Raw genomic sequence first — 25,005 nt, 5'->3', positions numbered from 1 at the left:
GACAGAAGAATCGCTTCGCCGGAACATACTGGCGAAGCGATTTTTTTTCAAAACTATTTTTCTATTCTGTCATTATACTGATATCATACATTTCAGAAGGAATCCCCATAAAGTAACTCATCTCGTAAAACAATAAATTGTATCTTTGCAAAATACTTTTTTGAACAAAATACAAATAAAACGACTGACAAACATTTAGTCGTAAATCATTATTATTGAGCATTATGAAAACAGACATAAACGCCTATATAACTGAAAATCAAAATCGTTTTTTTGAAGAATTATTTAGCCTTATCAGAATACCGAGTGTAAGCGCTCACAGCCACCGGCAAACCGAGATACATCAATGCGCTCAGAGATGGAAAGAACTGTTGCTCGAAGCTGGCGTTGACGAAGTAAATATATTTCCTACTGATGGTAATCCGATTGTATTTGCCACTAAAGTGACAGACCCGGCTCTCCCTACAATAATGGTTTACGGACATTATGATGTCATGCCGGCTGAGCCACTTGAATTGTGGAAATCATCACCTTTTGAACCCGAAATAAGAGACGGTAAAATTTTTGCACGTGGAGCCGACGACGATAAAGGTCAGTCATTTATGCATGCAAAAGCTTTTGAATACCTTGTAAAAACCAATCAGCTGAAATACAATGTGAAATTTCTCTTGGAAGGTGAAGAAGAAATTGGCTCGGAAAATCTGGAAAAATTCTGTAGTGAAAATGCCGAAATGCTTAGTTGTAATACCATTTTAGTGTCTGACACCAGCATGCTATCGGCTGAAACACCAAGCATCACTACCGGATTGAGAGGACTGGCTTATTGGCAAATAGAAGTCACTTCTGCTTCCAGAGATTTACATTCGGGGATTTTCGGAGGCGCAGTGGCCAATCCGATAATGGAGCTAACCAAGATTTTGGCTCAACTAACCAATTCGGAAGGAAAAATAACCATTCCAAATTTCTATGATGACGTGGAAGAAGTTTCTGATTACGAGCGAGAACTGATTGCTCAAATACCATTCGACGAAGAAGATTATAAGAAAAAGCTCAGCATCAAGAACGTTTCGGGCGAAAAAGGATACAGCACCATAGAGCGTACCGGTATACGCCCTGCATTGGATGTATGCGGTATTTGGGGCGGTTATACTGACGAAGGAACAAAAACCGTTCTCCCATCAAAAGCCTTTGCGAAGCTTTCCGCTCGCTTAGTTCCTCATCAACAATACGAAAAAATTGCTGAACTGGTAACAAAGCATATTAAGCAAATCGCATCTGAGAACGTAGAAGTAAAAGTAGATTTTTTGCACGGATCTCAAAGCTATGTTTGCCCTATCGACTCTCCTGAATACAGAGCAGCCGAAGCTGCCTATACTAAAATTTTTGGTATAAAACCCTTACCTGTGCGCCGTGGAGGAAGTATAGGTGTTATTCCTGTCTTTGAAAAAGTATTGAAAGTGAAACCTCTATTAATGGGCTTTGGGCTTGAATCAGATGCTATTCACTCTCCCAATGAAAATTTCCCCATCGATCTGTTTTTTAAAGGAATCAGAACGATTACAGAATTCTATCTTCAAATTCAGTCTGATAAGAAGTCATAACGTTGCATAATACATACAATACTAATAATCTGAATATTAGCGAAAAACTTAAATCTCATTAAGTATTTTTCAGAAAAATATTCCTGTAATTGTTTTGTAAACTAAAAAGAAAACATTACGTTTATTGCACTTTTAGAAAACTTTTTTATAAACAATTCTAATACTTAATGTCATGACAAAAACGATAACATTCAACGAGCTGAGGAGGGTGAAAGATGCTCTTCCAAGCGGCAGTATGACTAAGATCGCTTCAGAACTTGGTCTGGAAAAAGAAACAGTGCGTAATTATTTTGGAGGACACGACTACAAAGATGGTAAAAGTTGCGGAGTACATATAGAACCCGGACCCGATGGTGGATTAGTAATGTTGGATGACACAAAAATTCTCGAAATGGCAATCAGTATACTTGATGCTCACAAAGCATAATTTTCTCATAAATTATCCGGAAAGCAGTGACAAACAACCTCACTGCTTTCTTTTTTGAAATACATACGATTAAAACAACAAATTTAAGCCTGCTATAAATTAGAATTGATTCAATGACTTTACCCGAAGCCTTTATTAAACGAACTACTGAATTACTGGGAGATAATTTTGGAGCACTTGAGAAAGCTCTTGGTGAAACTCCTCCTACAAGTATCCGAGTGAACAACAAAATGGATTACGCACCATCAAAAAATCAGGTTCCTTGGTGTGAGACTGGTTATTATTTGGATGAACGCCCCCTGTTTACTGCCGATCCGCTTTTTCATGCCGGAGTTTATTACGTGCAGGAAGCCAGCTCTATGTTTCTCCAACAAGCCGTTATGCAACATTTCAAAGAGGCTCGAACAGTCCTAGACTTGTGTGCTGCACCCGGAGGAAAATCAACTCTTTTATCTCAGGCCTTATCGGAAAACAGTTTGTTGGTAAGCAATGAGATTATCCGATCAAGAGCATATATTCTAGCAGAAAATCTTATCAAATGGGGAAATCCGAACGTTGTAGTAACGAATAATGAACCCAAAGATTTTTCCAACCTTCCGGGCTTTTTTGATGCAGTTGTTGTAGATGCACCTTGTTCAGGCGAAGGAATGTTTCGGAAAGATGCAGGAGCTATCGACGAGTGGTCGGAATATAATGTTAGCTTATGTGCTACACGCCAGCGTGAGATACTTAGCTCTGTATGGGACTCGCTCAAAGAAGACGGCATCTTGGTTTACAGCACTTGCACCTTTAATCGGGAAGAGAATGAAAATAATGTGTGTTGGATATGCGAAGAACTTGGTGCTGATCTTCTGAAAATTGATTTACAGGCAAACTCTGACATAATAAGTAGCGATTACGGCTACAGATTTTATCCACATAAAACTAAAGGAGAAGGATTTTTTATTTCTGTGGTAAGGAAAACCTCACAAACAAATAAAACAAGCAATAAGATTAAGACTGATAAAAAAGGCATAAAAATTGTAGCATTAAATAACATTCCGACTATATCCTTAACCGACACAAACAATTGGACAATAATTAATGATAACAACAGGCTCAACGCATTTTCAACCGACAGGCTTAATGATTATCTGTTGATAAACAAACAACTGAAATGCATGCAATCAGGACTTTTGTTAGGCGAAATAAAAGGAACTGACTTTATACCTTCGGCAAGTGTCGCCTTGTCAAAGAGACTTGATAAAGAATCTGTAGAGACGGTGGAAGTAGATTTAAACACTGCAATTTTATTTTTGAAAAAAGAAGCTATTTTTCTTCCTGACAGTAAACGAGGTTACCTGTTGGTTTGTTATAGAGGTCAGGCTTTAGGCTGGCTAAAAAATATGGGAAACAGATGTAATAATCTTTACCCTCAGGAATGGCGCATAAGGATGAAATTATAATGAACAGCCGACCTGTAACACTGACTATGAACCGAAAAATTTCAGATTAATTATGGATATTCTTTTTCTTGGGACAGGAACTTCTACGGGCGTACCCGAAATCGGCTGTAAGTGTGAAACCTGTTTATCTACAGATATTAAAGACAAGCGATTGCGTGCCTCTGTGTTGATTCGTGAGGGTGAATCTCAGATTTTAATTGACGCCGGTCCCGATTTACGACAACAGATATTGACTTACAAAATAGATAAACTATCGGGAGTGCTTATTACTCATGAACATTATGACCACATTGGTGGGATTGATGATTTACGGCCTTTAGGAAAATCTCAGATTTATGCCGAAAAAAAAGTTTGTGAAGTGATTCAAAAAAATATGCCTTATTGTTTTGGAGAAAAAAGATACCCGGGTTCACCGATCATTGAATTGCATGAAATAACCGACAAGCCTTTCTATGTGAATAACATAGAAATTCAGCCAATAAGAGTAATGCATGCAAGATTACCAATTTTTGGATTTAGAGTTGGTAATTTTGCCTATCTGACCGATGTAAAAACAATAGAAGAAAGTAGCATAGAAAAACTAAGAAATTTGGATATTCTGGTATTAAATGCCTTACGTCCGGCACCTCACATGTCACATATTTCGCTTAGTGAAGCATTAGAAATTACAAAAAAGATTGGTGCTAAAAAGACTTTTTTTACACACATGAATCATCATATGGGCTTTCATAACTTAGTAAACCAACAATTACCAGAAAATATTCAGTTGGCTTATGATGGTTTAGAACTAAAATTATAAAAAAATTTCTATTTTTACAGTACAATAGCCAAATTAATTATGAGAACTCAAAAACTAAAATTCATACTCCTTACTTTTGGAGTTGTTTTTATAACATCTTGTAGTACTCCTTTACTCTATACATCACTGGATGTTCTCCGTCCTGCTCAGGTAGCTTTTGCACCCGAAGCAAAGAGCCTTCTGCTTGTTAACAACACAGTGGTTCAACCACCATATCAGGGACATAAGACAGAACAACTGAACAAAAAAGCAAAAAACGTTGACATATCTACAGATAGTCTGTCTATTTATTGTTTAGGCGCACTTTTGGAAGATGTAGAAGGAAAAGATTTTTTTTCTACAATTAATCTCGTACCTAATTCTACAAATAAAACTAACGATTTTTCCAAAATCACCGAACTAGACGAAAATACTGTCAAAAGTTTATGTCAGGCCAACCATGCCAACGCTATTCTTTCACTTGATAAATTACAAGTAATAGACAATATGTATGAGTCATACGTAGAGTCTTTCACAGCAGAGAACACTTTTGTTGCAACTATTGAGCTTCAGTTTGAAAGTACCTGGAGCATCCACTATTTAAACAAACCGGATGTAACTAAAGTAAAATTCAAGGATGTTGTTACCTGGGAATCAAGTTCGGACAATATAAAACAGGCAGTAAAAGAGCTACCAAAAAGAACTGATGCTCTGATAGATGGGGCACTGGCAGTAGGTCGTAAATGTGTAGACAGATTCATTCCATATTGGGATAAAGTGGACAGATATTTTTACGACAGTAAAAACAAAACAATGAAACAAGGAATGGATTCCGTTTATGTCAAAAACTGGAAATCTGCTATAAACTTATGGGAAACTGCTTACAATACTGAAAAGAGCCGCCTGACCAAATCTCAAGCAGCTAACAATTTAGCTATAGCCTATGAAATAACAGGAAATTTAGATAACGCCTTGCTATATGCCAAAACATGCTTCTCACTTTTAGGAGAGTTGTCTACCCCTAATTACGATTCCGTGATGCGAATTGCCAACTACATCGAAGAATTAAATACCCGAAAAAAAGAGATAGATTCACTGAAAATACAATTAGCCGAATAAATAAAAAGAAAATAATAAAAGACTTATATATGCTTAACACTGCTGATAATAAAATACTTCAACAACGTGGAATTTCTATTGAACAGATTGATGAACAACTCCGGTCCTTTGCTACCGGATTTCCTTTTCTAAAAATAATAAATGCAGCCGAACCACAAAAAGGAATTATACAAGTTAATGAGAGTGAACTTAAAAATGCGTTGAATCAATGGAATGACTACCTTCAAACCGAAGCAACCATCATTAAATTTGTTCCGGCATCAGGCGCTGCCAGCAGAATGTTCAAAGATCTTTTTGAGTTTTTGGAAAGTGATAAGAACGAACCGCAAAACGAATTTGAAAATACATTTTTCAATAAAATTGAGCAATTTGCATTCTATAATGAACTGAACAAAGTTTGTTTAGAAAACAACAAGCTATCTATAAAAGAATTGATCAGCAACAAACAATACAAACCAATTGTTGCAAATCTTTTGCTGGAGAGCGGTTTAAATTATGGCTCTTTGCCCAAAGGTTTGTTGCGCTTCCACTCCTACCCGACCGAAAAACGCACGCCACTACAGGAGCACCTTGTTGAAGGAGCTTTATATGCTGCAAATAAGTCAAACAATGTCAACATTCACTTCACTGTATCCAAAGAGCACCGCTTGCTGTTTGGAAAACATCTGGATGAATCGCTCAACGCTTTTGAAGAAAAATATGGTGTGAGTTATAACGTGAGTTTTTCAGAACAAAAACCATCTACAGACACTATAGCCGCCGATGAGAATAATCAGCCTTTCAGGGAAAAAGGATCTCTGGTTTTCCGTCCCGGTGGACATGGTGCACTTATCGAGAATCTGAATGATCTGAGCGGCGATATTATATTTATCAAAAACATAGATAATGTCGTACCGGATTCGCTCAAAGAGTTGACAGTTATTTACAAGAAAGTGATTGCCGGAATACTGATAAATCTTCAAAAGCAGACTTTCAGCTACTTGCATGAACTTGAAAACGAATCAATTTCTGCGGCTAAACTTTCAGTTATTGCGCAGTTTTGCGAAACACGACTGAACAACCATTCTGATGGTATAGAAAAGCTTTCAAATAATGGATTACGCTTATATTTATACAATAAATTAAATCGTCCGATGCGTGTTTGTGGAATGGTAAAGAATGTGGGTGAACCAGGTGGTGGTCCATTTCTTACTGTAAATGCGGATGGTACAATTTCTCCTCAGATTCTGGAAAGTTCTCAAATAGACCTCAACAATCCTTCGGATAAAGAAAAAATGCTGAAATCTACGCATTTTAATCCGGTTGACTTAGTTTGTGCGGTGAAAAATTATAAAGGCGAGAAATTTGATTTACTAAAGCACGTAGATAAAAATACCGGATTTATTTCATTGAAATCGAAAAATGGAAAGGAATTGAAAGCTTTAGAACTACCTGGCCTGTGGAACGGAGCAATGAGCGATTGGAACACCATTTTCGTAGAAGTGCCGATCGAAACATTCAATCCTGTAAAAACGGTCAATGATTTGCTAAGACCTCAACATCAATAAGTAATAATAACCTGATAGCCATATATAAAAAATATATGGCTATTATTTTTCTACTGTAGCTTTTATGACCTTAATGTTTTCTATAGGTCTATCATTGTCGTCAGTTGTTGCATTAGCAATTTTATCAACAATATTCAACCCATCTATCACTTCTCCAAAAACAGTATAATTACCATCCAAATGCGGAGAACCACCCAGTGTTTTATAATCATTACGCTGTTGAGCACTATATTTATAGGTCGGATGATTTTTTAAATGAGTTTGCACTACCGTCATAATCGAATCGCCCATCGCATCCAGTTTCTTTTGATTGTTTTCTTTTCTGTATCGGGTTATTTCAGCCAGCTTTTTTTGTCCAATTTCCTGAAACATTTTCTCTTCCAACTTCACCATCCTAACTCCTTCAAGACTGTCCAACTGCGCATCGGTAAATTTCTTGCCCTGGACAATATAGAATTGACAGCCCGATGAGGCTTTTTTCGGATTTTGTTGATCACCTTCACGAGCTGCCGCCAATGCTCCGCGTTTATGATAATATTGAGGATAAATAAACTCTGCCGGAATTGTATATCCTACGTCACCCGATCCGAGCATCTCTCCCGCTTGAGCCGTTTTGGATTTTGGATCACCTGCCTGAATCATGAAATTGGCTATTACACGATGAAACAAAACGCCATTGTAATATCCAGCATTTACTAACTTCAGAAAATTATCACGATGCTTAACCGTTTCAGGATATAACTTCACTTTGATTGTACCGTAAGTAGTTTCTAAACGGACAATAATATCTCCGTTATTCTTTTTACCAACGCACGATTCAGACACAATAAACATTGTGAATAACAATAAAAGGATAGTTTTCCGCATATATTTCATACAATTTGGACATTACTTAAACACTAAAACAAAGGTACATAAAAATCAGATTAAACAAAACATCTTTATCCAACACAGAAAAACAAGCAAAACAGTAATAAATTCATATATTTGTAGGGTTAAAAAGAAAGAGAAACGATAATTATGTACGAAGCTTTACAGCAATTAGATCCTATCCGAATAAATTTCTCGGCATCGGGTATGCATTTTATTAATATTGTGCTGGGTTTTATCATGTTTGGTGTGGCATTAAGCATTAAACCAAAGCAATTTATTGAAATATTCAAAGAACCAAAGCCCTATTTGGTGGGGTTGTTCGGACATATATTTGCGTTACCTTTTATGACTTTTTTGCTTGTTATAGCACTCAACAATTTCATTACGCCCACCATTGCAATGGGAATGTTCTTGGTAGCAGCCTGTCCGGGCGGACATATATCCAATTTCATGACCTCGTATGCAAAGGGAAATACAGAACTCTCTGTGGGATTAAGTGCCAGCACCACAATATTAGCAACATTTACTACGCCGTTCAATTTTGCATTATGGGGAGGCTTGTATATGCATTTTGTTAGCAACAAAGCCGGACATCTATTGCAATCACTGGAAATAGATAATCTGCAAATGTTTGAAACTGTTTTTCTACTGCTGGGCATACCACTAATTCTGGGAATTCTTTTTGCAAAATACTTCCCCCGAATTACTGAAAAATTGAAAAAACCTATTCAATACATCTCCATCGTCTTTTTCATCCTATTGGTTGTTTTAGCATTCTCCAACAACCTGGATCTGTTTCTAAAACACATATTCTACGTATTCTTCATTGTCCTCCTACATAATCTGCTGGCATTCCTGACTGGTTTTTCGCTTGCTTCGATATTCAAAGTTTCAAACCGCAACAGAAGAACAATCACGATAGAAATGGGCATTCAGAATTCCGGTTTAGGATTGGTACTGCTTTTCAACACAAAGATTTTTCCGCACGATATGGCACTTGGAGGAATGCTGTTCATCACAGCTTGGTGGGGAATATGGCATATAATCTCCGGTCTTAGTATTGCTACTTACTGGTCGGGAAAACCATTAAAAATTAATTAATTACAACTATCAATTTCTATGGCGAACATATACGATCTTCCTCTCGCATTTAATTTAACCAGAAGATATACAGTCTTTTCTTTTAAGCGTTATTATGGCGAATTTATAATTACCGGAAAGGAAAATATACCAACTGAAGGCCCTGTAATATTTGCCCCAAATCATACAAATGCCCTGATGGATGCAATTGCGGTTCACGCTATTGTTCGATCGACATTACCTATTATATTCCTTGCCAGAGCAGATTTATTCAAAAATAAGAACGCAGCTAAATTCTTACGTTTTGTCAAGATCATGCCTGCCTTTAGGATGCGCGATGGCATGGAGAACCTCGGGAGAAACAACGAGGTATTTGATATGTGTGTTGAAGTGCTAATGAATAAAAAGGCATTGGGTATAATGCCTGAAGGTAATCAGGAAATTGAACGTAAACTTCGCCCATTAGTAAAAGGCATTTTTCGGATTGCATTTGCAGCACAACAAAAGCTGGAAGTTCAAAACAGTGTAAAGATAATTCCTGTTGGACTTGATTTTGGAAGCATTGTAAAAGCCAATAAACACATCATCATTAATGTGGGAAAACCAATTGATGTAGCTGATTACATGAATAGTTACAATGAAAATCCTGTAACTGCCACCAATGAAATCAGAGATCGATTGCGAACCGATTTGGAAAAGTTATCGTTCAATCTGGCTACAGAGAATTATTACGAATACTTTGAAACTGCAACCGAAACCGCAACTGTAAGCACATTGAACGAATTAAATTTACCGGAAAACACCTTAAACAGATTTAAAGCCCGACAAACTGTTGCAGAAAGATTAGTAGCGTTAGAGAGTTCCCGTCCCGAGCGAGTGAAATCATTGGCTGAATTGTGCTCAAAATACACCATCGCATTAAAAAAGCTTAATCTGAGAAGTGGAATATTAGATAAGCAAGTCGCTTCAGCAACTAATTTGCTTTTAAACGGATTATTGAGCATTGTAACTCTTCCCATCTTTTTAATCGGTTTTGCGCTGAATGTTATCCCTTTCCTTGCGCCTGTTTTTATCAGGAAGTACGTCATAAAACCTGAATTTACAGGTTTTTTCAGTTCGCTACAATTTGGATTGGGAATGCTCACTTTTCCATTATGCTACATTCTGCAAACAATCCTTTTCGGCTGTGTGATTAGTTCGGAATGGTGGTGTTTACTGCTTTTCTTTTTTAGTCAATTTCCTTTGGGAAAAATAGCTTTAAGCTGGTACAGCAGAACAAAGAAACACATTGCCAAATGTCGATACAAGATTCTGGTACAAAAAAAATCATCCGAATTACTTGTTGCTCAAACATTGCGTGAGCAAATAATCCGGATGATTTCTGATGACTCGTTGAAATAATTTCCGCTACTATTTACGATTGAGGTATTTCGCTATTTTCTTGCGATTCTCGAACAATGCACTTACGATAAGCGAAACCAAGTAGCCTATTAACAAACCAAGAACCCCATATTTTACACTGCCATTAATCGGAATTTGAATAACGGCAAAGCCTGAAGGCAAAGCCATCGGTTGTTTATAATTTACATACTGAATTTCAGCTTTTGATTTTGCTTTGTGTATATTAAGCAAATCGTCGTAAAATAATTGTTTCTTTTGTTCTCCAACTATCAGTTTGTTGTTTTCAAATTTAATTTGTTTGTCTACATCTTTAAAGTACGAGACTTTAGCCAAACTATCAATGCGTTTGCATTCTGCATTGCAAATGTCAATTTCTTGCTTCAATTCATTTTTCTTATTTTCAAACTGAGTTTTCATCACCTCATTAGTGTTGAAATAATTCAGCAATGCTTTTTGAACAATTGGAATTTGACCTGTATTTTTAGTTTTTATTCTGAAATAAAGTCTATCTGTCATTCTAACATTCAACGTATCTGTCAATGGATGATTATTATCAAAATCCACTCTGTCAGCGATCTTATCTTTCAGATAATCTATAACATAAAACGATTGAAACTGGACAATATTTCGGGCAACACTATCAGGAATCTGAAGCGTAGCCGACAAAGAATACAGATTGTTAGTAGATATTGAATTCTCAAGTTGCTTGCAGATTTCCTTTACCGTCTGCGCCTCTGACCCATAAATCATAGCCATGGCTTCGGCTTTATAAATGCGGGCGGAGGGTCTGGACAAAAACAAACCGGCACCAACAGCCAGACCAGTGATAATTATCGTTATCAAAGCATGACGATAAGAAAGCCTCAGCAAGTAACCTAAACCTTCAAGTACAGATTTCAACAAGCCGCCTAACCAATCAAACAGCATAGCGATAAGCTGTAACAAATTAATTTCTTTCAATTTATCTTTTTCCATATTTACTCGTTTATTTCCAGAGTTTTTGTATCATTATTTTCGTATGATTCCACGCTTTCATTTAAAATATTATCGTCAGTTTCATTTTCATCCTCATCCCATTGAACTACCGGTTTCTGGGGACCTTCCTTCCTGTACCATATTGACAGAACAATGCCTACAAGTCCGCCGGCGAGGTGACCTTCCCAAGATATAGTATCTTCAACCGACAAGGGAAAGATATGCCAAATCATGCTTCCATAAATAAACGCAACCACCAGCGACAAAGCAATAAGTGGTACATATTTACGAATAATTCCACTAAAAAAGAGAAAAAACGCTATCGAATAAATCAGGCCGCTGGCGCCAATATGCCAACTTTCTCTTCCTATCACCCAAAGAATTAAACCACTGACAACGTACGAAATCAATAATACTTTAGTGGCAATCGGCTTATAAAAGAAATAAAGAAAACTGCTCAAAAGTACAAAAGAAATCACATTGTTGGCTAAATGTCCCCAATCGGCATGAATAAAAATAAGCGTAAATACTCCCCAAATGTTTTCCACACGGCGTGGAAAAATTCCACCGGTATGGAAATCCCAATCCATCCCCTTTTCTAACAAAAAACTTAATACCATCAATAGCCCCAGAATAGCCGGAATAAATGCTGCATTGACAAACTGACGCTTTTCAGAAGAATTATCGGGCTCATTAAGCATGTATTACCTATTTTGTTTTCGGCACAAAGTTACAATTTCCTGTTGAAGTTAACGTATTTATGCAAACAAAAATAGGAATTTATAAAATATGAAGATATACATCAAGATGCTGAGTAGTTAATAACACATATATGAGCATTTGCTGCTGTGCAAATTAAATAATTCTGAAACCTTTACAAAACGCGGAAATTTATCGACAAAAGCCTTTTTTTTTCCAAAAAAGTATTATATATTGCAGTCGATAAAATAAGAAAAAATTCTCCTACTCAGTATTAGGTTACGTTCTCAATAACAATAATTCTTAATGCTTCGGTGTAACCCAATATGAATATCAAATCTTAGTATAAATTTATGAGTTATCTTAATTTTGACAAAACCCTGCTGATAAACCTTGAAAAATCTCTTTCAAAAGAGATGATCAGGACCAACAGAGCCGGAACATACAACAGCACAACCTTAATTGATTGCAATACCAGGAAATATCACGGACAGCTTGTAATGCCGATTCCGGAAATAAATAATTCGAATCATGTTTTGCTATCATCGTTGGACGAAACTGTTATTCAGCATGGAGCTGAGTTCAATTTAGGCATTCACAAGTTTGAGGGGAATAATTTTAGTCCTAACGGACACAAGTACATTCGTCAGTTCGACTGCGAGATTGTTTCACGTACTATTTATCGTGTGGGAGGCGTAATTCTTTCTAAAGAGAGAATGTTAGTTTCTTTTGAACCACGCATTCTGATTAAATATACATTGCTTGAAGCTCATTCGGCAACTTTATTAAGATTTAAACCTCTGTTGGCATTTCGGGGGGTAAATGAGCTGACACATGAAAATAGTGTTGCCGACACATCATTTACTGAAGTTCAGGATGGTATCAGCATGCGTTTATACGAAAAATACCCGTATCTGCACATGCAGTTTTCAAAAAAAGTAACTTACAACCACCAACCTTATTGGTATAAAAACATTGAATACTATAAAGAGCAGGAACGTGGTTATGAGTACAAAGAAGATTTATTGGTACCCGGCTATTTCGAATTGCCGATAAAAAAAGGTGAGTCCATTATTTTTTCGGCAGGAGTGTCTGAAGTTTCCCCACGTAAACTAAAATCGCTTTGGGAAGAAGAACTGCTGCGCAGAAATCCCAGAACCGATATGTTTGCCTGCCTTAAAAACTCAGCCGAACAATTTTATAAAAGAGAAGGCGATAAAACTTATTTACTGGCAGGTTATCCATGGTACGGTGCCAGAGCCCGCGACCAATTTATTGCATTGCCGGGCTGCACACTCACCGTGAACAGAATGGACTATTTTGATGCGATTATGCAAACTGCCATTCCGGAAATAGAGCGTTTTATCGGAGGTGAAAGAACCGGTTTTAAGCTTGAAGCCATTGATGATCCGGACGTTTTGCTGTGGTTTATATGGACAGTTCAGCAATTTGCCGAAATAGTTTCTTTGTCTGAAGCGGTTAACCGATACGAAAAATTAGTAACCAATATTATTCAGTTCATTCGTAAGCACAATCATCCTAATCTTTTTCTGCACAGCAACGGCTTGCTGTATGTAAACGGAACGGAGAAACCCGCCACATGGATGAATGCCATGGAAAACGGTTACCCTATCACTCCCCGAACCGGTTATGTGGTTGAGATAAATGCTTTGTGGCACAACGCACTCAAATTTGCAGCACAACTGACTCGCGAAAAAGGGAATGATCATGCAGCTGATTTGCTCGATTACCAAGGCGAAATAACCCGTGAAGCATTCACCAATACGTTCTGGAACGGAACTTATCTATATGACTATGTGAATGGTAGTTATAATGACTGGGAAGTCAGACCTAACATGATTTGGGCGGTGGCATTACCCTTCTCACCATTGAACAAACAGCAACAAAAATCTGTTTTGGACATTACAACCAAAGAACTTCTCACACCAAAAGGATTAAGGACATTAAGCCCTAAAAGCGGCTCATACAGACCAAATTACGTTGGCGGACAATTGGAACGGGATCGAAATTACCACAACGGTCCTGTGTGGCCCTATACCTTTGGTGCGTTTGCCAGAGCATACTTGAAAATTTACAAACAAAGTGGTAAATCTTTCCTTGAAAGAATGCTTGTCGGTTTTGAGGCTGAGATGACAGAATTGTGCGTTGGTTCTCTACCTGAACTATTTGATGGAAATCCTCCGTTTAAAGGACATGGAGGAATGTCGTTTGCCATGAGTGTGGCTGAGATATTGAGAGTGTTAGACTTATTGGAAAAATACGAAAAAGAATAATACATGAAACGAGCTATAAAACAGAGTTTTAAACAAAAAAAGCCATGTTCGTTGCGAGTTCCATGCGACAACTATTAAAAAATAAAAATGAACGCATGAAAGCATTAATGTTTGGTTGGGAATTTCCTCCCCATATCCTGGGTGGATTAGGAACGGCAAGCTATGGGTTGACGAAAGGAATGGCATTGCAGGAGGATATGGAAATCACCTTCGTAATTCCCAAACCGCATGGTGACGAGGATCAGAGTTTTTTAAAAATAATAGGTGCCTGCAACGTTCCGGTGGTATGGAAAGAAAACACCTGGGATTACGTAAATCAACGAATTGGTTGGATTATGTCTCCTGACGAATATTTCTCGCTTCGCAACGGCATAAAATACGACTATAGCAGGATATACACCAACGATTTGGGCTGTATCGATTTCTCGGGGCGCTATCCCGATAATTTGATTGAGGAAATATCGAATTATGAGGCGGTGGCAAGTGTTTTGGCACATCAGACCGAGTTTGATATTATCCACTCGCACGATTGGCTGACCTATCCTGCAGGAGTTTTTGCCAAGCAAATCAGCGGAAAACCGCTGGTTATTCACGTTCATGCCACCGATTTTGACCGAAGCCGCGGACAGGTAAACCCAACCGTTTATGGAATTGAAAAACGGGGTATGGATATGGCCGACCATATCATGACGGTGAGCGAATTGACCCGAAAAATTGTAATCGAAAAATACCATCAGGATCCACGAAAGGTAACCACAGTACATAATGCTGTAGATCCCTTGAAAAATATCGACTCATTTACAAAATCTCCCCGAAAGGACAAAGTGGTCACTTTTCTGGGACGCATTACAATGCAAAAAGGACCTGAATACTTTGTTGAAGCAGCTCATCTGGTACTGCAAAAAACAAGTGGAGTGCGATTTGTAATGGCTGGTAGCGGCGATATGATGCAGGCAATGATAGATCTTGCTGCAAAACGCGGAATAGCCGATCGGTTTCATTTCACCGGCTTTTTGAAAGGAAATCAAGTACACGAAATGCTTGCTGAGAGTGACGTTTACATTATGCCATCAGTTTCTGAGCCCTTTGGTATTTCGCCACTTGAAGCGATGCAGGTTGGTACGCCGACTATTATATCAAAACAATCGGGCTGTGCAGAAATTCTGACACATGCCATTAAAACCGATTACTGGGACATTGACGCTATGGCAGATGCCATTTATGCCATTGTAAAAAACCCGGCGATGTACAACAGTTTACGCGAGCTTGGGCGCGAGGAGGTAAATAACATTAGCTGGTACGATGCCGGATTAAAGGTGCGTAAAATTTATGAAAGTGTTATGTAATGAGGTTTAGCGTTATCAAACCATTCAGTAACTAAAAGAAATATAAGTAAATATCGTCTTGCTAAGGCAAGGCAAATATCGATAATAACATGAGAAACATTTGTTTTTATTTTCAAATTCATCTTCCGTTTCGCTTGAAACGCTACCGTTTTTTCGAAATAGGTAAAGATCATTACTATTACGATGATTTTCAGACAGAAGATCGGATGCGTAATGCGGTTGAGCAATCGTACCTTACTGCCAACAGAACCATCTCAGAAATGATCCGAAGTTCTAACGGCAAATTCCGCTGTGCATTCTCTATTTCGGGCGTAACCCTCGAACAGCTTGAGCAATATGCCCCTGAGGTTATAGACAGCTTCAAAGACCTCGCTAAAACCGGCAGCGTTGAGTTTTTTGCCGAACCTTATGCTCATTCATTATCTTCTATTTTCGATGCCAACGAATTTGAACGACAAGTGAAAATGCATGCCGACAAAATAGAAGCACTTTTTGGCAAACGCCCGACGGCACTATTCAACTCGGAGCTTATTTATTCCGACGAGGTAGGTGAACTCGTCTATAAAATGGGATATAAAACCATGATGATAGATGAAGCCAAACATATTTTAGGCTGGAAAAGCCCAAACTATGTTTACAATCACTCCTACCTCCCAAAATTAAAACTATTAGTCAGGAATAACCGCCTGAGCGACGATATTGCCTTCCGGTTTTCGAATATGTCTATGACTGCCGAAAGTTTCATTGCTTCCATTGCCGCCCTCCCAGCCGAAGAAGCAGTTATCAACCTTGGAATGGGATACGAGGTACTGGGTATGATTCAATCTGCCCAATCGGGTATCTTCGAATTTCTCAAAGCATTGCCGTATCATGCGCTGGAGCAACAAATGAACTTTGTGCTTCCGTCTGAATTGAGCAAAAAGAGCGACTCAGCCGGTGCATTGTCCGTTCCATACCCTATCAGTTGGGTTGGCACCGATAAGGATTTGACACCCTGGATGGGGAACGACCTCCAGCAAGAAGCTTTAAACAAGTTATACGCTGTTGGCGAGCGAGTACGTATGTGTACCGACAAGCCCCTGCTGCGCGACTGGCTGACACTACAGTCAACAGATCATTTCCGCTACATGAGTCACAAGGATGCCTGGGGAACCAACTTTGAGACCCCGTACGACGCTTTTATGAACTACATGAACATACTGGCCGATTTTCTGGAACGAGTGGATGAACAATATCCTACCACTATCGAAAACGAGGAGTTGAACGAACTGCTTAAAACCATCAATAATCAGGAAAAGGAAATTGAAAAACTGGAAGAAGAACTGAAAAAACTCCGTGCCAGAAAAGCCAAAAAGACAGAAGAGTAAACTCATCTTTAAGTACGTTAACAAAAACCCGCTATGAAAAATCATAGCGGGTTTTTTGTGATATATATTTCCTACAGTCAACCGAATTCAACCTACTCTGTACCCGAAAATATATTGCTATGTTGCAAAGTTCCATGAATAATAACATTTACCAAAATATTAAAAAGGCCTCTTTAATTGTTGTATCTCATTTAGAATATTACACAAATAAAGCAAATTTACAGTGATTAAAATTTTGATATATAAAATTTGTTATTTATATTTGTACTTCACTTACGTTAAGAAATATGTATTCATTACCCAACTTATTATCAAACCCTTGCTATCGAGCATTAACACAGTATACTACAATTCACTAACTTTCCATATTTATAAAATACATACATATAAATCAACAATAAATAATCATGAAAAAAACCATCCTTTTATCAATCATCTTTGCAGCTGCAACTTTTACTTCATTTTCTCAAACCAAACAAGAATCCATTAAACAATTATTCCACTCAATGCAAGTTGATTCGACTATGGAAAAAACATTTAGAGCCATCATTCCGACAATCACAGCACAACTACCTAAAGGAAATATTGACCCAGCTAAATCTGAAGCTCTAAATCAGTTCATGAGTTCGTTGATGAATTCAGCCAAAGATATGTGCAAAAAAATGCTTGACGAAGATCTAGTAGTTATTTACGATAAGTTATTTACCGAAAACGAGATAAAAGATCTGATTGTTTTTTACAATACCCCTACTGGAAAGAAAATGATTGAAAAACAACCTGAGATGCAAATGGAAATGACCAAAATACTCATGCAAAAGTACATACCCGAATTGCAGAAAAGTATCGCTGATTCGGCACTTAAGTTGAAACCTGCGGAGTAAGCTCTGCAGATTCTTAACTAAAATAAATCAATAAAAATCATGGAAAAATTTAGCATACTCTTTAATGGCGATGTAATTATATTTATTTTAATCGCAATTATATATTTTTTGTACTCAGCTACTACAAAAAAGCTATCGGGCAATTATGCCCGCTTTATAATAGTTTTTATGCTGTGTTATTACATCGTGTTTTATTTATTATCGCTAAAAAACCCTTCGGATGCAAAAGGACTTTTCATATTATGCTTTTTGCCAACATTCACACTTTTTCATTGGTTGATTCCTTTCAAGAAAAATAAAAGAGTCACTAAGATATTTGCCATTCTTACAGGCATATTGATATTTATTGTCCTGTTTATGTATGTGGCACTTTATTTTAGCAAAATGTAGGATTATCTGTTATGTTACGCACAACCGCTTCAGGTGGTTGTGCGTATATTAGAACTAAGCACCAAAACATATTCATTAAAGCTGAAACCACAGACTAGGATATTTATTAAACCATAAATTACCAACCTTTTTCAGATTATATTCTATGAAAACATCTTCTTTATCTACTACCATATTTTATTATATTCTGAGTCTGATTATCGTAGTAGTTTTAATCTACATGATTTCGATGAAAATCACTCTCGTATTAAGTGCGCTTATTTATCTTTATTATCGGAATCATGTTTTGGAATTGAATAACGCAAACCCGACAAACACACCTAACCGAAAACGAGCAAAACCTATTGTGTTCATTTTCCTTCTTATTTGGGGAGTACTATCTGCATTGCTAGTATTTAAACATGAGTTGTCTCCAAACTTAAACTGGTACAAGTTGGTGCTTATCGGATTTGCATTCTCGGTAATTATTGTAGTTATTCCAGTGCTTATCGCTGAAAACAGCTATACCAAAGAGAAAAACAAGAAATTCATACAGCGAAACTGAAAGTATAAATATACAAACAGACAACCGACTTATTCAACACAACATAATAGCCTGGGTTAGCTGGTGAAACAGTTAAACGTATTCTTTTTTGCATTTACATTCCAATTTTATTCTTTCAGCAGACAGTTTGATTTCTCCGTTTGAATTTATTCACTTACTTTTGTGTTCTCAAAACCGGATAAGGACTTTATGCAAGAATTTCTACAAGATAATATATTTAAAATCATCTCCGAAGCTGCCGACGAACAACAACAGGAATGCTACGTTATCGGTGGTTTTGTCCGCGATATTTTCCTAAAAAGACCATCGAAAGATATAGATGTAGTGGTGGTAGGCAGCGGCATTGCACTGGCCGAAAAAGTGGCATTGAAACTCGGAAAAAAAGCTAAACTCACTGTCTTTAAAAACTTTGGTACGGCACAGGTAAAGCTGAACGACCTGGAAGTAGAATTTGTGGGTGCCCGCAAAGAATCGTACCAACGCGACTCGCGCAAGCCGATAGTGGAAGACGGTACACTGGAAGATGATCAAAACCGACGTGATTTTACCATCAATGCACTGGCTATTTGCCTGAACAAAGACCGATATGGCGAATTGGTGGATCCGTTTGGCGGAATTGAAGATTTGAAAAATTTTGTTATCCGCACACCGCTCAATCCTGACATAACTTTCTCTGACGACCCACTGCGCATGATGCGCGGTATTCGGTTCTCGGCTCAGCTAGGCTTCTTTATCGAAACAAATACCTTCGATGCCATAGTTCGGAACAAAGAGCGCATCGAAATTATTTCCAAAGAACGAATTGCCGACGAATTGAACAAAATTATGGCGTCGCGTAAACCATCAGTAGGGTTTATTTTATTGGAAAAGACCGGACTGCTGGAATTAATTTTTCCTGAAGTACTGGCGCTCAAAGGTGCAGAGACAAAAGATGGTATCGGTCACAAAGACAACTTCTATCATACACTGGCCGTGCTCGACGGACTCTGTGAAATGACCGATAATCTTTGGTTACGCTGGGCGGCGCTGCTACACGACATAGGAAAGCCACGCACCAAACGATTTGACAGTCGACTGGGCTGGACTTTTCATAACCACAACTTTATAGGCGAAAAAATGATTCCGGAGATTTTCCGTAAAATGAAATTGCCTACCAACGAGAAGATGAAATATGTTCAGAAAATGGTTTCGCTCCACATGCGTCCCATTGTGCTGAGCGAAGAAGAGATAACCGACTCGGCCATTCGGCGACTGCTGTTCGAAGCGGGCGATGACATTGACGATTTGATGACGCTGTGCGAAGCAGATATCACGTCCAAAAACCCTGAGAAAGTAAAACGATTCCGTTCTAATTTTCAGTTGGTACGCAACAAATTAAAAGAAATAGAAGAAAAAGACCGGGTTCGAAACTTTCAACCACCGATTAGCGGTCAGGAGATTATGGAGACTTTTAATCTTCCGGCTTCGGCCATTGTCGGCGATATAAAAATGCGTATAAAAGATGCCATTCTGGATGGTATCATCCCCAACGAATATAAAGCGGCACATGCTTATATGCTGCAAATAGCCAAAGAGTTGGGCGTTACAGATAAAAAATAAAAAACAAAGTTACAGATTCTGGCAGGCAATGGAGCAGATGTCTGAATCTGATCAATAATCATAAATAAGCGTTATTATGAAACATTTAATTTCAATCTTTATTGGCATGTCAATCATCACAACATGTTTTTCTCAATCGAAAATAAAATATCCGCCTACCGCCAAAGGTAAGGTGGTAGATACTTATTTCGGTGTAAAAGTAGCTGAGCCTTATCGCTGGCTCGAAAATGACACCTCGAAGGCAACTGCCACGTGGGTAAAAGCCCAGAACAAAGTTACTTCGAAATATCTGACGCAAATACCTTTCCGCGATAATCTGAAAAAACGATTGACCGCTCTGACAAACTACCCGAAATACGGTTCGCCATTCAAGAAAAACGGCGTGTATTTCTATTTTAAAAATAACGGACTTCAGAATCAGAGCGTACTTTATCGTCAGAAAACGCTGAAATCGGAGCCTGAATTATTACTGGATCCTAATACGCTCTCTGCAGATGGTACAGTGGCGCTGGCAAACCTGGCATTTTCGAAAGACGGAAAATACCTGGGATACTCCATAGCCCGCAGCGGTTCAGACTGGAACGAAATCTTCGTGATGGATATAGAAAGTAAGAAACTGCTTTCAGACCATATCAAATGGTCTAAATCTTCGGAAATAAACTGGCAGGGCAACGGGTTTTATTACAGCGCCTTCGATGCACCGGAACCGGGCAAAGAGTATTCAAACAAAAACGAGTACGAAAAAGTATATTTTCACACCATTGGTCAGGACCAAAAGCAAGATAAGCTGGTGTACGAGGACAAACAACACCCGCTCAGAGAATGCTATGCCGGCATAACTGATGACGAAAAGTTTCTTTTTATATCCATTACCGAAACTACTACCGGAAACAGCTTGCTAATGAAAGACCTCAGCAAACCTGAATCGACATTTATTCCTTTGGTTACCGGCTTCGATAACGATTACTCGGTGATAGACCATGTTAACGGTAAAATATACATCCTCACCAACTGGAAAGCGCCAAAACAACGATTGATGGAAATTGATCCGGCAAACCCTGCCCGCGAAAACTGGAAAGAAATTATTCCCGAAACTGCCAACGTGTTGGAGAAAGTCTCCATTATCGGAGGAAAAATTCTGGCGGAATATATGATAGACGCTACCAATCATGCCTACGGTTTCGACTTCAGCGGTAAGAAACTCTACGAGGTGCAACTCCCTACGCTCGGTTCACTTAGCGCATTTTCGGGCGACAAAGACGATAACGAAGCTTTTTACACGTTCACTTCCTATACATTCCCGGCTACTATTTACCGCTTCGATGCTGCAAAAAACACATCAGAACTGTTTCAAAAATCGGAAGTATCTTTCCGCCCCGAAGACTATGTCAGCGAGCAGGTATTCTATACCAGCAAAGACGGTACCCGCGTACCAATGTCTATCACCTACAAGAAAGGGATGAAAAAAGACGGTAAAAATCCGCTTATGCTCTACGCTTACGGCGGTTTCAATATCAGCCTGAATCCAACATTCAGTGTAGCACGTATACCGTTTCTTGAAAATGGAGGAATATACGTGGTGGCCAACCTGCGCGGTGGTGGCGAGTATGGCGAAGCATGGCATCTGGCCGGAACAAAAATGAAGAAACAAAATGTGTTTGACGATTTCATTGCCGCCGCCGAATACCTTATCGCCAAAGGTTATACATCCAAAAAGAAATTGGCTATAGACGGTGGTTCCAATGGTGGATTGCTGATTGGTGCCTGCATGACTCAGCGCCCCGACCTGTATGCAGTGGCTATCCCCGAAGTAGGTGTACTGGATATGCTCCGCTACCATTTGTTCACTATCGGTTGGTCATGGACGAGCGACTACGGTAACAGCGGTGAGAGCAAAGAAATGTTTGAGTACCTGAAAGGCTACTCGCCACTGCACAATATCCGCGCTGGTGTAAAATATCCTGCCACCTTGGTTATGACAGGCGATCACGACGACCGCGTGGTACCGGCTCACTCCTTTAAGTTTGCCGCCACGTTACAAGCACTCAATGCCGGAACAAAACCAACTTTAATCAGAATTGACTCAAAAGCGGGTCATGGAGCCGGCAAACCGGTAGGCAAGGTTATCGAGGCACAAACCGATATGTGGTCGTTTGTAATGTATAATCTGGGTATGAAACCAACATTTTAATGGATAATTGACAGTTATTAGTTGATAGTTACGCTTTAAATATCAAATGTTTATAGTTCTTCCTGCTTTGCGTTCAAGAACAAATTCCATTTTTTTAAGCGAAACCCTTTGTCAAATACGCCAAAAAGCCTATCTTTGCACCGCTTTAGAAAAATGGCGGGATAGCTCAGTTGGTTAGAGCGTCGGATTCATAACCCGGAGGTCACGAGTTCAACTCTCGTTCCCGCTACACACAAAAGGAAGTTCAGTAATGAGCTTCCTTTTTTATTTGCTTCATACAATGTAAAGCCTTGTAACCAAGGCTCAACTTCAGATTCCGACGATATAAATGTGAATTAATGTATATTTAAATCAATATATAATAATATTCTGCCGAAAACAAATCAGTTTAAACGATTAAACATATATTTGTGCCAATAAATCTGTTCAACACAAAAAATCATCTACGTTCATGAAAAAGAATGTATCCCTCAAAGACATAGCAGAACATGTTGGAGTTTCAACTGCTCTGGTATCGTACGTGTTGAACAATAAGTTAAAAGACAGAATTAATAAAGATGTAGCAGCTAAAATCAGACAAGCTGCAGAAGACCTTAACTACCGTCCCAATCAAATTGCACGAAGCCTGAAAGCACAAAAGACTTTTACCATTGGCTTAATTGTAGCTGATATATCCAACCCCTTTTCTTCCCAAATAGCACGTATCATTGAAGATGAAGCTAAAAATTACGGTTACTCTGTGATTTTTGGAAGTTCCGACGAAAGTATCGAAAAAACAAGTGATTTAATCAAGCTTTTCCTTGACCGTCAGGTAGATGAATTAATCATAGCTTTACCCGAACAGACTGAATCCCAGGTTCAACATCTTAAAAAAATCAATGTGCCCTTTGTATTGATTGACCGCTACTACCCAGACATCAAAACCAATTCAGTTAGTATTAATAACTTTAGTGCTGCGCAAAAAGCCATTCAACATTTGCTTGATAATGGGCGGAAACGCATTGGAGTAGTTGCATATAAAACCTCACTGTTTCACTTGAACGAACGTATCAGGGGTGCCGTGGATTTATTAGCCGATAATGCACTTGTAGGTGAAGTTAAAATCAATTCAATCAATGAAGACGTTATTGCTGCCATTGATTGGTTTCTGGCCGACCCAAATCCTGTTGATGCCATATTTTTCACTTCAAACTTATTGGCAGTTTCCGGATTAAAATATATCAACAAAATTGGTATTAGAATTCCCGAACAGCTCGCTGTTGTTGGCTTTGATGAAACAGATGCATTTGACTTGTTTTACGCTCCGATAAGCTATGTAAAACAGCCTTTAAACGAATTGGGAAGTGAATCCATAAAGTTACTTTTAAAGACGATTGATGACAAAGAAAACAACGAATCAATTGAACTTGAAACAGAACTGGTAATTAGAAATTCATCTATAAATCAAAAATAATTTTTTTACTCGAATGTTTAAACGATTAAACAAGCTAGATTCAAATTAAATAATCAAAAAAATCTAAGAACATGAAAACAACAAATGAAAAACAGAAAACGGTAGTATGTTACGGAGAGATATTATGGGATATCTTCCCCACAAAAACAAAGCCAGGTGGAGCACCTATGAATGTAGCATATCATTTACGCAAATTTGGAGTTGACAGCCGAATGATTAGTCGCGTAGGAAATGACGAAGCAGGTGAAAAGTTGCTGAAATTGCTTACAGAATGGAACATTCCCATCGAAAACTGTCAGATTGATCAGGCTTATGAAACCGGCAAGGTTATAGCTACCGTACTCCCCGGAAACGAAATGAGTTACTCCATTCATTCACCAGTTTCGTGGGATTATATCACGTCCGGAGTTGACAACGACAGTCTTGTAAGCGAAGCAGATGCCTTTGTGTATGGAAGCCTCGTCACAAGAAATGAAACATCGCGCGAAACACTATATCAACTCATAGAAAAAGCAAAGTTTAATGTATTCGACATCAACCTGCGTCAACCATTTTATTCGCCAGAAACAATTGAATACTTACTCAAAAAATGCAATCTACTAAAGCTGAATGAATCAGAATTGGGATTAATCATCACCTGGTTTTCCAATAACAAATTTGACGAAGAAGCTTCAGTTCGATTTTTACAGAATGAATTCAATATCGATGAAGTAATCGTCACCAAAGGTGCAGAAGGTGCAAGCTATTACACAAAATCAATATCATACTCATTCCCTGCCTTCAAAGTACAAGTAGCAGATACCTGTGGAAGCGGTGACTCATTCTTAGCGGCATTTTTAGCAAAGAAATTTGAAGGCGAATCGCCTGAAACATGCATGATCTACGCCACCGGACTAGGAGCCTTTGTAGCTTCGCACGAAGGAGCATGTCCAGCCTATGATATTGCAAAACTTGAATCTTATATTTTCCAAAAACAAACTTCATAACAAACCAAT

Annotated in this window: 21 protein-coding genes and 1 tRNA gene; 19 read left to right on the top strand and 3 right to left on the bottom strand. The window is 38.4% G+C overall.

Annotation, left to right across the window (positions count from 1 at the left end; all coding sequences use genetic code 11):
- The first annotated feature begins 224 nt into the window (after positions 1-224).
- From PALPR_RS00635 to PALPR_RS00610, 6 genes are all read left to right on the top strand, one after another.
- Complete coding sequence (locus PALPR_RS00635) at positions 225-1,601, top strand: dipeptidase (RefSeq protein WP_013443658.1); 1,377 nt, start codon at positions 225-227, stop codon at positions 1,599-1,601.
- A gap of 172 nt (positions 1,602-1,773) precedes the next feature.
- Entirely contained in the window at positions 1,774-2,028 is a 255-nt protein-coding gene (locus PALPR_RS00630) for a hypothetical protein (RefSeq protein ID WP_013443657.1), read from the top strand.
- Positions 2,029-2,141: 113 nt separating this feature from the next.
- Positions 2,142-3,473 (top strand): methyltransferase RsmF C-terminal domain-like protein, encoded by a 1,332-nt coding sequence (locus PALPR_RS00625; protein WP_013443656.1) that lies wholly within the window; start codon positions 2,142-2,144, stop codon positions 3,471-3,473.
- A 52-nt stretch (positions 3,474-3,525) separates the two neighbouring features.
- Positions 3,526-4,272 carry an MBL fold metallo-hydrolase gene (locus tag PALPR_RS00620; protein WP_013443655.1) on the top strand — a complete coding sequence of 249 codons (747 nt, stop codon included), beginning with the start codon at positions 3,526-3,528 and terminating at the stop codon, positions 4,270-4,272.
- A gap of 39 nt (positions 4,273-4,311) precedes the next feature.
- A complete protein-coding gene (locus tag PALPR_RS00615; protein ID WP_013443654.1) occupies positions 4,312-5,370 on the top strand; it encodes a DUF6340 family protein in 1,059 nt (352 codons plus the stop codon).
- Between the two features lie 29 nt (positions 5,371-5,399).
- Positions 5,400-6,917, top strand: coding sequence for a DUF4301 family protein (locus tag PALPR_RS00610; RefSeq protein ID WP_013443653.1), 1,518 nt, complete (start codon positions 5,400-5,402; stop codon positions 6,915-6,917).
- 42 nt (positions 6,918-6,959) lie between these two features.
- Here the strand turns inward: PALPR_RS00610 and PALPR_RS00605 are convergent, their stop codons facing one another.
- Positions 6,960-7,784 (bottom strand): peptidylprolyl isomerase, encoded by an 825-nt coding sequence (locus PALPR_RS00605; RefSeq protein ID WP_041620091.1) that lies wholly within the window; start codon positions 7,782-7,784, stop codon positions 6,960-6,962.
- Between the two features lie 153 nt (positions 7,785-7,937).
- Here PALPR_RS00605 and PALPR_RS00600 point away from each other — a divergent pair, with 153 nt between their 5' ends.
- Complete coding sequence (locus PALPR_RS00600) at positions 7,938-8,891, top strand: bile acid:sodium symporter family protein (RefSeq protein WP_013443651.1); 954 nt, start codon at positions 7,938-7,940, stop codon at positions 8,889-8,891.
- A gap of 18 nt (positions 8,892-8,909) precedes the next feature.
- Entirely contained in the window at positions 8,910-10,271 is a 1,362-nt protein-coding gene (locus tag PALPR_RS00595; protein WP_013443650.1) for a 1-acyl-sn-glycerol-3-phosphate acyltransferase, read from the top strand.
- 9 nt (positions 10,272-10,280) lie between these two features.
- Here PALPR_RS00595 and PALPR_RS00590 read toward each other — a convergent pair whose 3' ends face one another.
- Both PALPR_RS00590 and PALPR_RS00585 read right to left on the bottom strand, forming a co-directional pair.
- Entirely contained in the window at positions 10,281-11,246 is a 966-nt protein-coding gene (locus PALPR_RS00590) for a hypothetical protein (protein WP_013443649.1), read from the bottom strand.
- A 2-nt stretch (positions 11,247-11,248) separates the two neighbouring features.
- On the bottom strand, positions 11,249-11,947 hold the full coding sequence (locus PALPR_RS00585; protein WP_013443648.1) for a rhomboid family intramembrane serine protease: 699 nt from the start codon (positions 11,945-11,947) through the stop codon (positions 11,249-11,251).
- Positions 11,948-12,298: 351 nt separating this feature from the next.
- Between PALPR_RS00585 and PALPR_RS00580 the strand changes: the two genes are divergently transcribed.
- From PALPR_RS00580 to PALPR_RS00530, 11 genes are all read left to right on the top strand, one after another.
- The gene (locus PALPR_RS00580) at positions 12,299-14,239 is read left to right on the top strand and encodes an amylo-alpha-1,6-glucosidase (RefSeq protein ID WP_013443647.1); all 1,941 of its coding nucleotides are present in this window, start codon (positions 12,299-12,301) and stop codon (positions 14,237-14,239) included.
- A 95-nt stretch (positions 14,240-14,334) separates the two neighbouring features.
- Complete coding sequence (locus tag PALPR_RS00575) at positions 14,335-15,585, top strand: glycosyltransferase (protein ID WP_013443646.1); 1,251 nt, start codon at positions 14,335-14,337, stop codon at positions 15,583-15,585.
- 89 nt (positions 15,586-15,674) lie between these two features.
- Complete coding sequence (locus tag PALPR_RS00570; protein ID WP_013443645.1) at positions 15,675-16,952, top strand: glycoside hydrolase family 57 protein; 1,278 nt, start codon at positions 15,675-15,677, stop codon at positions 16,950-16,952.
- A 407-nt stretch (positions 16,953-17,359) separates the two neighbouring features.
- A complete protein-coding gene (locus PALPR_RS00565; protein WP_013443644.1) occupies positions 17,360-17,833 on the top strand; it encodes a DUF2059 domain-containing protein in 474 nt (157 codons plus the stop codon).
- Between the two features lie 39 nt (positions 17,834-17,872).
- Positions 17,873-18,223: a hypothetical protein gene (locus PALPR_RS00560; RefSeq protein WP_013443643.1), complete on the top strand. Its 351-nt coding sequence runs from the start codon at positions 17,873-17,875 to the stop codon at positions 18,221-18,223.
- Positions 18,224-18,368: 145 nt separating this feature from the next.
- Positions 18,369-18,767, top strand: a complete 399-nt coding sequence (locus tag PALPR_RS00555; RefSeq protein ID WP_013443642.1) for a hypothetical protein — start codon at positions 18,369-18,371, stop codon at positions 18,765-18,767.
- A 189-nt stretch (positions 18,768-18,956) separates the two neighbouring features.
- Positions 18,957-20,366 (top strand): CCA tRNA nucleotidyltransferase, encoded by a 1,410-nt coding sequence (locus PALPR_RS00550; protein WP_041620088.1) that lies wholly within the window; start codon positions 18,957-18,959, stop codon positions 20,364-20,366.
- A 76-nt stretch (positions 20,367-20,442) separates the two neighbouring features.
- The gene (locus PALPR_RS00545) at positions 20,443-22,557 is read left to right on the top strand and encodes a prolyl oligopeptidase family serine peptidase (protein ID WP_013443640.1); all 2,115 of its coding nucleotides are present in this window, start codon (positions 20,443-20,445) and stop codon (positions 22,555-22,557) included.
- A gap of 155 nt (positions 22,558-22,712) precedes the next feature.
- Positions 22,713-22,786, top strand: a tRNA-Met gene (locus PALPR_RS00540).
- Positions 22,787-23,008: 222 nt separating this feature from the next.
- A complete protein-coding gene (locus PALPR_RS00535) occupies positions 23,009-24,010 on the top strand; it encodes a LacI family DNA-binding transcriptional regulator (protein WP_013443639.1) in 1,002 nt (333 codons plus the stop codon).
- A gap of 71 nt (positions 24,011-24,081) precedes the next feature.
- Entirely contained in the window at positions 24,082-24,996 is a 915-nt protein-coding gene (locus PALPR_RS00530; RefSeq protein ID WP_013443638.1) for a carbohydrate kinase family protein, read from the top strand.
- Positions 24,997-25,005: the final 9 nt, after the last annotated feature.

This window comes from Paludibacter propionicigenes WB4 (genome assembly GCF_000183135.1).
Lineage (GTDB): Bacteria > Bacteroidota > Bacteroidia > Bacteroidales > Paludibacteraceae > Paludibacter > Paludibacter propionicigenes.
Note: the sequence above shows the minus strand (reverse complement) of the source record. Positions and strands in the feature narration are given on the sequence as shown.

Bases quoted from the DNA above. Each gene is read 5' to 3' on its own strand.
- PALPR_RS00560 (WP_013443643.1), top strand. From the start codon at position 17,873: ATGGAAAAATTTAGCATACTCTTTAATGGCGATGTAATTATATTTATT.
- PALPR_RS00605 (WP_041620091.1), bottom strand. From the start codon at position 7,784: ATGCGGAAAACTATCCTTTTATTGTTATTCACAATGTTTATTGTGTCT.
- PALPR_RS00625 (WP_013443656.1), top strand. From the start codon at position 2,142: ATGACTTTACCCGAAGCCTTTATTAAACGAACTACTGAATTACTGGGA.
- PALPR_RS00595 (WP_013443650.1), top strand. From the start codon at position 8,910: ATGGCGAACATATACGATCTTCCTCTCGCATTTAATTTAACCAGAAGA.
- PALPR_RS00585 (WP_013443648.1), bottom strand. From the start codon at position 11,947: ATGCTTAATGAGCCCGATAATTCTTCTGAAAAGCGTCAGTTTGTCAAT.
- PALPR_RS00590 (WP_013443649.1), bottom strand. From the start codon at position 11,246: ATGGAAAAAGATAAATTGAAAGAAATTAATTTGTTACAGCTTATCGCT.
- PALPR_RS00575 (WP_013443646.1), top strand. From the start codon at position 14,335: ATGAAAGCATTAATGTTTGGTTGGGAATTTCCTCCCCATATCCTGGGT.
- PALPR_RS00580 (WP_013443647.1), top strand. From the start codon at position 12,299: ATGAGTTATCTTAATTTTGACAAAACCCTGCTGATAAACCTTGAAAAA.
- PALPR_RS00535 (WP_013443639.1), top strand. From the start codon at position 23,009: ATGAAAAAGAATGTATCCCTCAAAGACATAGCAGAACATGTTGGAGTT.
- PALPR_RS00545 (WP_013443640.1), top strand. From the start codon at position 20,443: ATGAAACATTTAATTTCAATCTTTATTGGCATGTCAATCATCACAACA.
- PALPR_RS00570 (WP_013443645.1), top strand. From the start codon at position 15,675: ATGAGAAACATTTGTTTTTATTTTCAAATTCATCTTCCGTTTCGCTTG.
- PALPR_RS00630 (WP_013443657.1), top strand. From the start codon at position 1,774: ATGACAAAAACGATAACATTCAACGAGCTGAGGAGGGTGAAAGATGCT.
- PALPR_RS00620 (WP_013443655.1), top strand. From the start codon at position 3,526: ATGGATATTCTTTTTCTTGGGACAGGAACTTCTACGGGCGTACCCGAA.
- PALPR_RS00565 (WP_013443644.1), top strand. From the start codon at position 17,360: ATGAAAAAAACCATCCTTTTATCAATCATCTTTGCAGCTGCAACTTTT.
- PALPR_RS00615 (WP_013443654.1), top strand. From the start codon at position 4,312: ATGAGAACTCAAAAACTAAAATTCATACTCCTTACTTTTGGAGTTGTT.
- PALPR_RS00550 (WP_041620088.1), top strand. From the start codon at position 18,957: ATGCAAGAATTTCTACAAGATAATATATTTAAAATCATCTCCGAAGCT.
- PALPR_RS00635 (WP_013443658.1), top strand. From the start codon at position 225: ATGAAAACAGACATAAACGCCTATATAACTGAAAATCAAAATCGTTTT.
- PALPR_RS00555 (WP_013443642.1), top strand. From the start codon at position 18,369: ATGAAAACATCTTCTTTATCTACTACCATATTTTATTATATTCTGAGT.
- PALPR_RS00610 (WP_013443653.1), top strand. From the start codon at position 5,400: ATGCTTAACACTGCTGATAATAAAATACTTCAACAACGTGGAATTTCT.
- PALPR_RS00530 (WP_013443638.1), top strand. From the start codon at position 24,082: ATGAAAACAACAAATGAAAAACAGAAAACGGTAGTATGTTACGGAGAG.
- PALPR_RS00600 (WP_013443651.1), top strand. From the start codon at position 7,938: ATGTACGAAGCTTTACAGCAATTAGATCCTATCCGAATAAATTTCTCG.